Annotated in this window: 11 protein-coding genes; 7 read left to right on the top strand and 4 right to left on the bottom strand. The window is 70.7% G+C overall.

Translation table 11 applies throughout. The features are described from left to right. Complete coding sequence (gene urtE / locus JX613_RS02490; RefSeq protein ID WP_207099883.1) at positions 1-708, top strand: urea ABC transporter ATP-binding subunit UrtE; 708 nt, start codon at positions 1-3, stop codon at positions 706-708. On the opposite strand, the gene JX613_RS02485 is transcribed toward urtE, so the two are convergent. From JX613_RS02485 to JX613_RS02470, 4 genes are all read right to left on the bottom strand, one after another. After that, on the bottom strand, positions 693-2,042 hold the full coding sequence (locus JX613_RS02485; RefSeq protein WP_207099882.1) for a PepSY-associated TM helix domain-containing protein: 1,350 nt from the start codon (positions 2,040-2,042) through the stop codon (positions 693-695). The two genes, urtE and JX613_RS02485, sit on opposite strands and share 16 nt — an antisense overlap. Before the next feature lie 58 nt (positions 2,043-2,100). Then, on the bottom strand, positions 2,101-2,460 hold the full coding sequence (locus tag JX613_RS02480; RefSeq protein WP_207099881.1) for a hypothetical protein: 360 nt from the start codon (positions 2,458-2,460) through the stop codon (positions 2,101-2,103). 352 nt (positions 2,461-2,812) lie between these two features. Continuing rightward, positions 2,813-3,262 (bottom strand): DNA polymerase III subunit chi, encoded by a 450-nt coding sequence (locus tag JX613_RS02475; RefSeq protein ID WP_207099880.1) that lies wholly within the window; start codon positions 3,260-3,262, stop codon positions 2,813-2,815. A gap of 6 nt (positions 3,263-3,268) precedes the next feature. Continuing rightward, complete coding sequence (locus JX613_RS02470; RefSeq protein WP_207099879.1) at positions 3,269-4,849, bottom strand: leucyl aminopeptidase; 1,581 nt, start codon at positions 4,847-4,849, stop codon at positions 3,269-3,271. 111 nt (positions 4,850-4,960) lie between these two features. On the opposite strand from JX613_RS02470, the gene lptF reads away from it, so the two are divergent. The 6 genes from lptF to rsmA all read left to right on the top strand — a co-directional run bounded on the left by lptF (position 4,961) and on the right by rsmA (position 12,738). Next, positions 4,961-6,088 (top strand): LPS export ABC transporter permease LptF, encoded by a 1,128-nt coding sequence (gene lptF / locus JX613_RS02465; protein WP_207099878.1) that lies wholly within the window; start codon positions 4,961-4,963, stop codon positions 6,086-6,088. Then, positions 6,085-7,194: an LPS export ABC transporter permease LptG gene (lptG, locus tag JX613_RS02460; protein ID WP_207099877.1), complete on the top strand. Its 1,110-nt coding sequence runs from the start codon at positions 6,085-6,087 to the stop codon at positions 7,192-7,194. The genes lptF and lptG overlap by 4 nt, the downstream gene beginning before the upstream one ends. Beyond that, positions 7,191-9,557 (top strand): LPS-assembly protein LptD, encoded by a 2,367-nt coding sequence (locus JX613_RS02455; protein ID WP_237168307.1) that lies wholly within the window; start codon positions 7,191-7,193, stop codon positions 9,555-9,557. Before lptG ends, JX613_RS02455 begins: the two co-directional genes overlap by 4 nt. A 34-nt stretch (positions 9,558-9,591) precedes the next feature. Continuing rightward, positions 9,592-10,854, top strand: coding sequence for a peptidylprolyl isomerase (locus JX613_RS02450; RefSeq protein ID WP_207099876.1), 1,263 nt, complete (start codon positions 9,592-9,594; stop codon positions 10,852-10,854). Continuing rightward, positions 10,851-11,819, top strand: coding sequence for a 4-hydroxythreonine-4-phosphate dehydrogenase PdxA (gene pdxA, locus JX613_RS02445; protein ID WP_207099875.1), 969 nt, complete (start codon positions 10,851-10,853; stop codon positions 11,817-11,819). The genes JX613_RS02450 and pdxA overlap by 4 nt, the downstream gene beginning before the upstream one ends. A 67-nt stretch (positions 11,820-11,886) precedes the next feature. Further along, positions 11,887-12,738 carry a 16S rRNA (adenine(1518)-N(6)/adenine(1519)-N(6))-dimethyltransferase RsmA gene (rsmA, locus tag JX613_RS02440; protein ID WP_207099874.1) on the top strand — a complete coding sequence of 284 codons (852 nt, stop codon included), beginning with the start codon at positions 11,887-11,889 and terminating at the stop codon, positions 12,736-12,738. Positions 12,739-12,904: the final 166 nt, after the last annotated feature.

The following is a 12,904-nucleotide window of genomic DNA, read 5'->3' as shown; positions in this document are numbered from 1 at the left end:
ATGCTGGAAGCCACCAACCTGACCCTGCATTACGGCGGCAGCCAGATCCTGCACGGGATCGACATCAGCGCCCGCCCCGGAACCATAACCTGCGTGATGGGCAACAACGGCGTGGGCAAGACCTCGCTGATGAACCTGCTGGCCGGGCGGCATCCCCGGTCGGGCGGCACCCTGCGTTTCGAGGGGCGCGAGCTGGGCCGGATCACCGCGCAACAGATGGCGCGGATGGGCGTGGGCTATGTTCCGCAGGGCCGCGCCATTTTCCCCATGCTGACCGTGCGCGAGAACCTGGAGACGGGCTTTGCCTGCCTGCCCCGCGTTGACCGCCGCATCCCTGACGAGATCTTCGACAGCTTCCCCGTCCTGGCCGAGATGGCACACAGGCGTGGCGGCGACCTGTCGGGCGGCCAGCAGCAGCAGCTTGCCATCGCCCGCGCGCTGATCACCCGGCCGCGCGTCCTGCTGCTGGACGAGCCGACCGAGGGGATCCAGCCCAACATCATCGCAGGGATCGGTCGCGTCATCGCCGGTCTGCGGGACCGGGGCGACATGGCCATCGTGCTGGTCGAGCAGTTCTTCGACTTCGCCTGGGATCTGGGCGACGATTTCCTGGTCCTGGAACGCGGCCGCGCGGTGATGGCTGGCCCCAAGGCCAGCCTGCGCCGCGCCGACCTGCACGCAAGGCTTGCCGGTCACGCGGCGGCGTGATCGGCCCGCCGCATCCGCAGCAGATCCACTGCCAGGAAAAAGGCCAGGCTGACCCCCAGCACCGGCAGCGCCCAGCCAAGCGCCATCGCCAGCAACGCCCACAGCACCCGTTGACCGGCGGACAGGCGCCGCCAGCTTTGCCAAAACGGCTCGCCCGCCGCGGGACGGCGCGCCCACCACATGCGGTAGCCCAGGACGATCATCACCATCAGCCCGGCAGCAAGCGCCGCCATCAGCATCTGGTTCGCCACCCCGAACAAGACGCCCATATGCGCGTCGATGCCCCAGCGGATCAGCTTGGGGATGAGGGTGAAGTTCGCGAAATCGGCGCGGCTGGTGATCTGCAACGTCTCGGGGTGGATCGCCACGGTATCGACCTGGGTGGGCCAGCTGCGGTCGTATTCGCGCACGGTCCAGGCCTGGCCGGGCTTGGGCAGGCGGATCTCCATCAGGGCTGAATCGAGGCCGCCCGCGCGGGCGGCGGCGGCCACGGCGTCCAGCTGGTCCAGCCGGTCCTCGCGAATGGCGGAACCGTGGCCCGCATGATCGGCATGGTCCGACGCGGCCATCGCAGGCCCCTCAAGCGCCGCACTGGCCGAGGGCGTGTTCCAGCCAAGCCGGTCCTGCAACGCCTGGAACCGTGCGCCCCCTTGTTGCGACCAGGTCAGCCCGGTCAGCGACACGAACAGCAACGCCAGCGACAGCACGGCCCCGATGGTGGAATGCAGCCAGCGGCGGCGCTGCGGGGCGGGCATGGCGGCCACGGCGCGGCGGCGCGGCCCGGTGGCCCACAAGGCGATCCCGCCCAGCACCGCGACCCACAGCCAGCTTGCGGCCAGTTCGCTGTAATAGCGCCCGAAACTGCCCAGCATCATGCTGCGGTGCAGATAGTCCAGCGCGATGCGGAAGGGCAGGATGCCGCTGGTGCCATAGGTGGTCAGCTCGCCCCGAATCTCCAGCGTGGCGGGATCGACGAATAGCGTGCGGTTTTCCGATTCGCCCAACGAGGGGTCCGAGAACATGATCCGCGTCGTGGCGCCCGGCGCGGGGGCGGGGCGCACGGCCGAGACGGCCAGATCCGTGCCCAGGGCATCCCGCGCGGCCCCGGCCTGATCGGCCAGGCTGCGCGCCGGGCCGGTGCTGTCGGTGTAAAGCGCGTCGCGATACAGCCAGGCTTCGATCTGCGGGGTCAGAACGTAAAGTAGCCCGGTCAGGGCCGCGACGAAGATGAAGGGGCCGACGAACAGCCCGATATAGAAGTGCATCCGCACAAGGAACGGGCGCAGCGCGCTGCGGGCGGGAACGGCCCGCGTGGGATCGGCGACATGGGACATGGGCAAGACCTGAAAGACCAAAGGGCATGGGCCGCCCTTGCAGGGCGGCGGCTTTGACTCAGGTCAGGGCGGGCGGGCCGCGTTTCGGGACCGCGGGATCGCGCGCATGGCCCATGGCCCGGCGCATCTGCGGCAGGACGATCCGGGCCAGGATGCGCCGGTCGGCATCGCGCAGGGACGGGGTGACGGGCGGCAGGCCGGTCGGGGCGGCAAGGGTGCAAAGGGGGCAATGCCCGTCCTTGTGGCCCGCCCCGTGATCACCGCACAGGTCGTCCAGCGACCCGCCCGCCATGACCCAGGCCTGCAGCCGCAACTCCATCTCGGACGGGACGGCGCGCGCGGCCATGCCCGCCACCAGGGCGAGGATCAGCAGGCCGATGAAGGCCAGGCTCCAGGGCTGATGGATCAGACGGCGCATGGCCTCAAGCGATGCCCGATGCGGTCCCTGCTGCGCAAGAGCGAAAGTGTCGCGGCTCATCACGGGCGGAACCAAGGAACGGATGCGTTTTGCCTGGCCTGTTGCGCGGGCTGAACCAAAGACGGTGCGGCGCGCCACCACGACAGGCCCGGCGGTGCAGACGACGATGCCGTGACATGGCAGCGGCAATGGCTTTCGCCGAGGAGGGCCCAGAGGCCAGCGCCGCCCGGGCAGGCGCTGGCCTCTTGTGGTCATCCGGCTGCGTCTTTGGTGGCACCGTCGCATCGCGGGCGGGGGAAACCCATGCGTTTCCTGATCCCGTCCCGCCCAACGGTGCTTTCGCCAATCCGGCCTACCGCTTGCGTTCCCACCGGCCCGATTCCTCGGACCAGTATTCTGCCGCCACCCCCGCCCCGGTCAGCACCCGCCACTGGTCGCGCGCCCGGGCGGTGGCACCGGCATCACCGCCGTCGAAGATGATGCAGGCGCGTTCCAGCCCTTCGCATTCCGCCGCCGTCACCTCGGCCCCGTCCAGTGCCATCAGGCAGGCGGGGGCGTTCGCGGCCCCCTGCCCGGCCAGCGTCAGCAGCACGGGCTGGCGCGCGTCATGCGGCCCGCCCGCCAGGCCGTGCGGCAAAAAGCCGTCGCCTTGCCACAGATGCAGATCCAGCCGCTCCATCCGGGCGGGATCGGTGCCGCGCAGTTCCACATGCCAGCCCGCCGCCAGCGACTTGCCGATCAGCGTGGGCAACAGGCTTTCGGCGGGCGAGCGGGTCAGGTGATAGAACAGCGCGTTGCCCATGGGGCGTCACTTGCCCTCGTACCGGTCGCGGATCAGGCGGTCGAGCGTCATCACCCCCCAGCCGGTCGCGCCCTTGGGCGCCAGGTCCGTGGCCGAGGGCGGCAGGGCCACGCCCGCGATGTCGATATGCGCCCAGGGCGTGCCCTTGCGGATGAAGCGTTGCAGGAACTGCGCCGCCGTGATGGATCCGGCCGCGCGCCCGCCGGTGTTCTTCATGTCGGCCAGGCGCGACTTGATGAGGTTGTCATAGGGCTGGCCCAGGGGCAGGCGCCAGGCGCCCTCGCCCTCGGCCCGGGCGGCGGCCAGGATGCTGTCGGCAAGCTGGTCGTCATTGGCGAAGACGCCCGCGTTGTCATGGCCAAGCGCGATGATCACGGCCCCGGTCAGCGTCGCAAGGTCGATCACGGCGGATGGGTTGAAGCGGGTCTGCGCATACCACAGCACGTCGGCCAGGACCAACCGGCCCTCGGCGTCGGTGTTGATCACCTCGATCGTGTCGCCCTTCATGGACCGCACGATGTCGCCCGGACGCTGGGCCTTGCCGTCGGGCATGTTTTCCACCAGCCCGACCAGACCCACCACATTGGCGCGCGCGCGGCGCAGGGCCAGGGTGCGCATGACGCCCGCCACGACGCCCGCTCCGCCCATGTCCATGGTCATCTCCTCCATCCCCGCCGCGGGCTTGATGGAAATGCCGCCGGTGTCGAAGACGACGCCCTTGCCGACCAGGGCCAAGGGCGCCTCGTCCCCGCCGCCGTTCCAGCGCATCACCACGACCTTGGACGGGCTTTCGGACCCCTGCCCCACGCCCAGCAGCGCGCGCATCCCCAGGTCGGCAAGCTGGTCTTCCTCCAGCACCTCGACGGTCAGGCCGATCTCCTCCATCGCCTTCAGGCGGTCGGCGAAGTCGGTGGTGGTCAGGACGTTGGCGGGTTCGTTCACCAGGTCGCGGGTGAAGAACACGCCCTCGGCCACCGCCGCCGCGTCCTGGGCGGATTTCGCCAGGGCCTCGGGATCGTCGGACATGAAGGTCACGCGGGCCTTTTCGCTGACCGGCTCGTCCGGGGTTTCCGGGGCGCTGTCGGCCTGGGCGTCGGCCAGGACGGCATTGTCCGCCCCATGGGTGATGCTTTGCGGGATCGGGTCGGCGCCCGCTGCCTCGCCGTCCTCGGACGGCTTGGTCTGATAGACCGAGAAGTCATATCCCCGCAGGGCGATGCCAAGCGCGACCTCGTTCGCCAGCGGATGCGCGCCCGCCAGGACCAGGGTATGCAGCTTGCCCAGCTTGGCGCCGATGGCCGCGCCCGCCTTGCGCGCCTGCGCCACGCCGGCATCGTCAGGCAGCGCGACCAGCATCAGCGCATCCGCCGCCATTCCCGCCGGAAAGGCCAGTTCCAGCGCCGCGCCGGGCTTCAGCGCCTTGCCCGCCTTCGATCCCATCGCCCGCTGCGCCGCCTGGCGGGCCGCGTCCGGCAGGCCCGGCGGCAGGTCGCCCCCGGGCTGGACGATCAGCGCCACCCGCCCTTCATGGCTGGCCAGCCGGTCGGCGGCGGTGTCGGTGAAGGTGATCTCGACAGGGTGGGTCATGGCGTCCTCATCATTCTGCGGAAGAAAGCCTAGACGCCCCGCGCACCCTTTTCCAGAGCCGCCCTTGCCGCTAAGCAAGGATGTGACTGCCGCCAAGGACAACCCCGCGACATGCCCCGGATCGACCGCTATATTCTTGGCCAGTTGCTGACGCTGTTCGGCTTTTTCGCGCTGGTGCTGGTGTCGATCTACTGGATCAACCGCGCCGTCAGCCTGTTCGACGATCTTCTTTCCGACGGGCAGACCGCGCTGGTGGTGCTGGAATTCACGGCGCTGACGCTGCCCCTGGTGATCTCGGTCGTCCTTCCGGTCGCGGCCTTTGCCGCCACGGCCTATGGCACCAACCGGATGTCGGGGGAATCGGAACTGGTGGCGATGCAGGCGGCGGGGCTGTCGCCCTGGCGGCTGGCGCGGCCGGTGCTGGTCTTCGGCGTCTTCGTGGGTCTGATGGTCGCGGTGCTGGTCCACGGGCTGGTGCCCCTGGCCCGCGCCCGGCTGGCCGACCGGCAGGCGGAACTGGCCCAGGACGTGACCGAGCAGTTCCTGCGCCCCGGCACCTTCCAGTATCCGGCGGATGGCATCACGCTGTTCATCCGCGCCATCGCCACCGACGGCCGCCTGCTGGACCTGTTCATTGAGGACGCGCGCAATCCGGCGAACCAGGTGATCTACACCTCCGAGGAAGCCCTGGTCGTGCGCGCGGACACCGGCCCCGTGCTGATCCTGCTGCGGGGCATGTCGCAGAACCTGCGCCAGACGGGGAACCGGCAGGCGCTGGCGGTGACGCGGTTCGACGAATTCAGCTATGACATCGGCGCGATGCTGACCGGCGGCGGGCAGAAGGGACGCGACCTGCGTGATTACGGGACGCTGCGCCTGCTGAACCCCGACGCCGCCCTGCTGGCCGCGACCGGCGCCAGCCCCCAGGACGCCCGGCGAGAGGCGCATGAGCGGATCGCCCAACCCCTGCTGTCGCCCATCGCCGCGATGATCGGCTTCGCCACCCTGCTGATCGGCGGCTATTCCCGCTTTGGCGTCTGGCGGCAGGTGTTGTGGGCGATCGGGGGGCTGATCGTGGTGCAGTTCCTGACCAATGCCGCCGCCAACCAGGCCGGGCGCGACCCGTCGCTGTGGCCGGTCCTCTACCTGCCCGCCCTGATCGGGGCCGCGCTGTGCTGCGGGCTGTTGTGGCTGGCGGGCAGGCCGCGCCGCCTGAAGCATCGGGGGGCCGCCGCATGATCCTGGCCCGCTATGTCGCGCGGCGCTTCCTGCGGTCCTTCCTGACCATCGCGGGGGTGTTCGGGCTGATCCTGCTGCTGATCGACATGATCGAGATGATCCGCCGATTCGCCGACCGCGACATCGGCTTGGGCGGGGCCTTCGGGCTGGCGGCGCTGAACGTGGCCTCCAGCTTTTATTCGATCCTGCCGCTGCTGACGGTGCTGGCGGGGATCGCGCTGTTCCTGAACCTGGCCCGCACGTCCGAAATGGTGGCGATCCGCGCATCCGGGCGGTCGGCGCTGAAGGTGGTGACGGCGCCCGCGATCACGGCGGTGCTGGTGGGGGTGCTGAGCGTGGCCTTCCTGAACCCGCTGGTGGCCGTGACCGGGGACCGCTTCGACAAGGCGGTGGCCCGGATCGACCGCAACAGCCGCCAGACCGTGTCGGTGGGCGACAGCGCCGTCTGGCTGCGCCAGGCCGTGGTCGAGGGCACCCAGGAAGCGGGCCAGATCGTCATCCGCGCCCGCCGCGCCAGCCCGGACGCGACCACGCTTTACGACGCGACCTTCATGGTCTTCGACGAAACCCTGGGCCCCGTCCGCCGGGTCGAGGCCGGAGAGGCCCGGCTGGTTCCCGGCAAGTGGGAACTGACCGATGTGCGCGACTATCCCCTGACAAAGGCCAATCCCGGGGCCGCCGTCACCGCCGCCCCGGGGATGGAGCTGGCGTCCGACCTGACCGCGCAGCGCATCCGCGAAGGCTTCGGCCGCCCCGAGGCGGTGCCGGTCTGGAACCTGCCGGGCTTCATCGCGGGGCTGGAACGGGCGGGCTTTTCGGCCGCGCGCCACAAGGTCTGGCTGCAGATGGAACTGGCGCGGCCCTTCCTGATGGCCGCCATGGTGCTGATCGCGGCGGCCTTCACCATGCAGCATGTGCGCGGCCGCAACACCGGCGGCGCGGTGCTGCTGGCCTTCGGCGCGGGGATCGGGCTGTTCTTCCTGCGCAACCTGGCGCAGGTTCTGGGCGACAACGGGCAGGTGCCGCCCTGGCTGGCGGGCTGGACGCCGCCGCTGGTGGGCGGGCTTCTGGCCATGGCGCTGATCCTGGCGCGGGAGGATGGATGAAAGCGCGCGTGCTGAAACTCTGCGCCCTGGGCGTGATGCTGCCGTCCCTGGCCTGGGGGCAGACGGTGCTGACCCGGGATCCGGGCCTTGGCGCGGGCAGCGTCAGCGGATCGGGCACCCTGGGCTGGACCGGCGAGGCCGCCTTGGCCCCCACCGCCGCCCCCCTGGGCAACAGCATCCTGGGCGACCGCACCCCCGGGGCCGCCGCGCTTGAGGCCACGGCCCCGGATGCCGACGTGACCCTGCCCGCCCGTCCCGTGGACGGCCCCCCGGACGATGCCGCGACCGTCCTGGCCGACAGCATGGTCCTGCAAGGCGACCGGACCCTGATCGCGGCGGGGGGCGTGGTCGTCTGGTACCAGGGCGCGCGGCTGGTGGCGTCCCGCATCGTCGTGGACGGGGCTTCGGGGGATCTGACCATCGAGGGCCCGATCCACCTGTCCCGCCCCGGCGCCGCCGACCCCGAGGCCGAGGCCGTGCTGATCGCGGATGGGGGCCAGCTCGACCGCGAACTGCAGGACGGCATCATCCGCGGCGCGCGGCTGGTTCTGGCGCGCGAATTGCAACTGGCCGCGACGGAACTGACGCGCACCGGCAACGGGCGCATGACCAACCTGCGCCATGTCGTCGCCTCAAGCTGCCAGATCTGCGCGTCCGACCCGACGCCCTTGTGGGAAATCCGCGCCCGCAGCATCACCCATGACGCCGAAACCCGGCTGATCACCTTCGACCACCCGCAGTTCCGCGCCTTCGGCGTCCCCCTGGCCGCCGCGCCCTTCGCTCTGACCGCGCCCGATCCCACGGTGGAACGCCGCACCGGCTTCCTGCGGCCCGAGTTCCGCACCACATCCGGCCTGGGCTTCGGCATCAAGCTGCCCTATTTCGTCACCCTGGGCGATGGTGCCGACGTGACGGTCACGCCCTATGCCTCGGCCAGCCGGACGCGGACGCTGGAACTGCGCTATCGCCAGGCCTGGTCGAACGCCGTCACCGAATGGAACGGCGCGATCAGCCGCGACGACATCCAGCCGGGCGAGACGCGCGGATACGTCTTCGGCAACGCCCTGGTGGACCTGCCGCGCGGCTATCGCCTGGGCGTGCAGGTGCAGGCGGCATCCGACCGGGGCTATCTGCTGGACTACGACATCACCGAGGCCGACCGGCTGTGGAGCGGCTTCACCCTGGAACGCATCACCCGCGACAAGCTGTTCTTCGGGCGGGTCGGCAACTATCATTCCCTGCGCGACGACGAAAACAACAGCACCTCGCCCGCCCAGGTGGCCGACGTGATCTGGCAGCGCAGCTTTTCCCCCCGCCATATCGGCGGGCAGGCGCTGCTGGAATGGTCCGTCCACGCCCATCGCCGCCCGTCCAACCAGGATGAACTGGGCCGCGACATGGCCCGCGCCTCGGTGGGCCTCGACTGGCGGCGCAGCGAGATCCTGCCCGGCGGCGTGCTGGGCGCGGCCCTGGCGGGGTTTGATGCCGACATCTACCGCATCGCCCAGGACAGCCGCTATGACGACCTTGTGGCCCGCGCCGATCCCATGGTGGGGGTGGAACTGCGCTGGCCGCTGATCGGCGGGGCCGGCGGGGCCACCCACATGGTCGAGCCCGTGGCCCAGATCCTGTATTCCCCCCCGGGCAGCGACGACGACATTCCCAACGAGGACAGCCGCCTGATCGAGTTCGACGAGGGCAACCTGTTTTCCCCCAACCGCTTCCCCGGTTGGGACGCGCGCGAAAGCGGGCTTCGCGCCAATCTGGGCGTGACCTGGACGCGCATCGACCCGGCGGGCTGGTCCCTGGCCCTGACCGGGGGCCGCGTGCTGCGCGCCGACCCGGACGAAGGGTTCCCCGAAGGATCGGCCCTGGGGGGCACACGGTCCGACTGGCTGGTGTCGGCCCAATATGACAGCGGCACGGGCCTTGCCATCGCCAACCGGGCCTTGTTCGACGACGACCTTGACATGTCGCGCAACGAATTGCGCCTTGGCTGGCTGCGCGACGACCTGCAACTGTCGGCGGGCCACCTGTGGCTTGACGGCGATGCCCAGGCCGAGGTCGAGCTTCCCGACATCAGCGAACTGGCCGCCAATGTCGGCTGGCAGATCCGCCAGGGCTGGTGGGGCAGCGCCGAAACCCGCTATGACTTCGTGGCCGACCAGGCGCAGCGGGCGTCGCTGGACCTGACCTATCGCAACGAATGCCTGACGGTGGAAATGGGCGTCTCGCGCCGCTTCACCAGTTCGGACAGCGTGCGGCCCGAAACCAGCGTCGGCCTGTCGGTCCGCCTGGGCGGCTTCGGCGCCAGTCCCGAAGACTTTCCGGGCACGGTGGCGCGCCGGTCCTGTATGCGCTAATCTCGCGCCAAGAAACGAAACCAAGGGGCAGCAGATGCGGCATTTCCTTTCCGGCCTCGCGGTGGCGGCAGCCCTGGCGGCGGTGCCCGCGCCGATCCTGGCGCAGAACCCGTTCGAGCCGGTGATCTATATCAACAACGCCGCCATCACCCGCTACGAGGTCGCGCAGCGCCAGAAGTTCATGCAGATCCTGGGCGCCCCCGGCACCACCGCCGAAGAAGCCCAGCAGGCCCTGGTCGATGACCGCCTGCGCAACCACGCCGCCCGCCAGCTGGGCATCGTCCCGACCGAGGAAGGCCTGCAAAACGGGCTCGAGGAATTCGCGGGCCGCGCCGGCCTGTCGGCGGCCGAATTCACCGCCGCCCTGGAACGCGCGGGCGTGGAACCCCAGGCCTACCGCGATTTCGTCAGCGCGGGGCTTGTCTGGCGATCCGTCATCCGCGAACGGGTGGTGCCGCGCATCAAGGTGTCCGACGCCGAGGTGGACCAGGAACTGCGCCGCGTCGTCGAAACGCCGATCCTGTCGCGGGTGCTGATTTCCGAACTGATCATCCCCGCACCCCCGGGCCAGGAACAGCAGGCGCTGAACCTGGGCCGCCAGATCGCCGGGGCGAATCTGTCCTCGGACGAATTCGAGGCTGCGGCCCGCCAGTATTCGGCGGCCGAATCGGCGCAGTCCGGCGGGCGGCTGGCCTGGGTGAACATCGACAACCTGCCTCCGGCCCTGCGCCCCATCATCAGCGGCTTGCGGCCCGGCCAGACCACGCAGCCCCTGACGGTCGAGGGCGCGGTCGTCCTGTTCCACCTGCGCGACAGCCAGGGCACGCTGCGGCCCGGCGCGACGGAACAGGTGATCGACTATGCGGCACTGCGCCTGGCCTCCGTGGCCGAGGCCGCGGCGCTGGCCGCCCGGACGCGCAGTTGCGACGACCTCTATGTCCAGACCGGACAGGCCGCCCCCCAGGTGCGGCGCCAGACCGTGCCGCAGGGCGCGATCCCCGCGCTGATCGGGCAACGCCTGGCGACGATGGACCGGGACGAGGCGGGCGTGGTCGATTACGGCAATGGCGCGGATCTGGTGATGCTCTGTTCCCGCCAGCCCGCGCTTGTGGCCGACATGGCCGAGGTGCCCACCACCGCCCTGCCCGACGACGGGGTCGAGGCCGCGGTGCCCGATACGAACGCCCTGCCCACGCGCGAGGCCGTCCGCGACGAGATCTTCAACCGCAAGGCCAATGCCGCAGCCGAGGCCTATCTGGCCGAGCTGCGCGCCGAAGCCCTCATCCGCCGCCCGTGACGCCCCGCCGCATCATCCTGACCTGCGGCGAGCCCGCGGGCGTCGGCCCGGAACTGGCCCCGCAGGCGCTGGCCTCGGGCGTGGACTTCGCCTGGATGGGCGATCCGCGCCACCTGCCGCCGGGCACGGCCTTCACCGAAATCGCGGCACCCGGTGATCCCGTTCCCCCGGGCCACCTGCCCGTCCTGCGCCACGACTTCGCCGCCCCCGCCACGCCGGGCCACCCGGATCCCGCCAATGCGGCGGGCGTCATCAACGTGATCGCCCGCGCGGTGGATCTGGTGATGCGCGGACAGGCGGCGGGCCTCTGCACCCTGCCCATCAGCAAGCAGGCGCTGAAGGAAGGCGCGGGCTTCGCCTTTCCCGGCCATACCGAATACCTGGCCCATCTGGCGGGCGACGTGCCGGTGGTGATGATGCTGGCCTCGACCACCGTGACACCGCCCTGCCGCGTGGTTCCCGCGACGATCCACATCCCGTTGCAGGAGGTGCCCGCCGCCCTGACCGACGCCGTGCTGGAACAGGCGATCCGCATCACCCATGCCGCGCTGATCCGCGACTTCGGCATCCCCGCGCCGCGCATCGCAGTCGCGGGCCTCAACCCCCATGCGGGCGAGGGCGGCACCATCGGCCGCCAGGAAACCCAACGCATCGCCCCCCTGCTGGACCGCCTGCGGGCCGCGGGGCTGGACCTGACCGGCCCCCTGCCCGCCGACACGATGTTCCACGCCCCCGCGCGCGCGCGATACGACGCGGCGGTCTGCGCCTATCACGACCAGGCGCTGATCCCGATCAAGACGCTGGATTTCGACAATGGGGTGAACGTCACGCTGGGCCTGCCCTTCGTGCGGACCTCGCCCGACCACGGCACGGCCTTCGACATCGCGGGCCGGGGCCTTGCCAATCCCGCCTCCACCATCGCCGCCCTGCGCATGGCCCGCGACATGGCGGAAAGCCGCAAATGATCCTGCTTTGGACTGGAAATATCCTCGGGGGGTCCGGGGGGCAGACAGCCCCCCGGCGGTCGCCACGATGAGCACCATCGACAACCTGCCCCCCCTGCGGGACGTGATCGCCCGCCATGACCTGCGCGCGAAAAAGCAACTGGGCCAGAACTTCCTGCTGGACCTGAACCTGACCGCCAAGATCGCGCGCCAGGCGGGCGACATGACGCAATGCGACGTGCTGGAAATCGGCCCCGGCCCCGGCGGGCTGACGCGCGGGTTGCTGGCCGAGGGCGCGCGCCATGTCCTGGCCATCGAAAAGGACGCCCGCGCCCTGCCCGCGCTTCAGGAAATCGCCGACCGCTATCCGGGCCGCCTGACGGTGATCCACGGCGATGCGCTGGAAATCGACCCACTGGCGCATCTGACACCGCCGATCCGCGTGGCCGCGAACCTGCCCTACAATGTCGGCACCGAACTGCTGATCCGCTGGCTGACCCCGCCCGACTGGCCGCCCTTCTGGCAATCGCTGACGCTGATGTTCCAGAAGGAAGTCGCCGAACGCATCGTCGCCACGCCCGGCAGCAAGGCCTATGGCCGCCTGGCGCTTCTGGCGCAATGGCGGGCGGATGCGCGCATCGTCATGACCCTCCCGCCCGAGGCCTTCGTGCCCGCGCCCAAGATCCATTCCGCCGTGGTCCACCTGACCGCCCTGCCCGCGCCGCGCTTTCAGGCGGACCCTGCGGTCCTGTCCCAGGTGACGGCCGCGGGTTTCAACCAGCGGCGCAAGATGCTGCGCGCCTCCCTGCGCGGGCTGCATCCGCAGATCGAGGCCCTGCTGGAACAGGCCGGCATCCCGCCCACCGCCCGGGCCGAGGAGATCGACCTCGAACGCTTCTGCGCGCTGGCCTGCGCGGTGCAGGCCGCGCGCCAGGGCTGATGAAAAAGGCCGCCGGCTGACAGCCCGCGGCCCCTTTCCTATTCCTCGCCGACGGCGGGCGTTTCTTCCGGCTTGCCCTCGCCCTCGGGCGCTTTGCGGCGCGTCCGGGGCGCGCGCGGCGCGGCGGGCTTTTCGCCCCGGGGCGCGCGCGGGGCGCGGCTGCGGG

This window comes from Paracoccus shandongensis, assembly GCF_017315735.1.
GTDB lineage: Bacteria > Pseudomonadota > Alphaproteobacteria > Rhodobacterales > Rhodobacteraceae > Paracoccus > Paracoccus shandongensis.
This window is presented reverse-complemented; position numbering and strand designations above follow the sequence as displayed.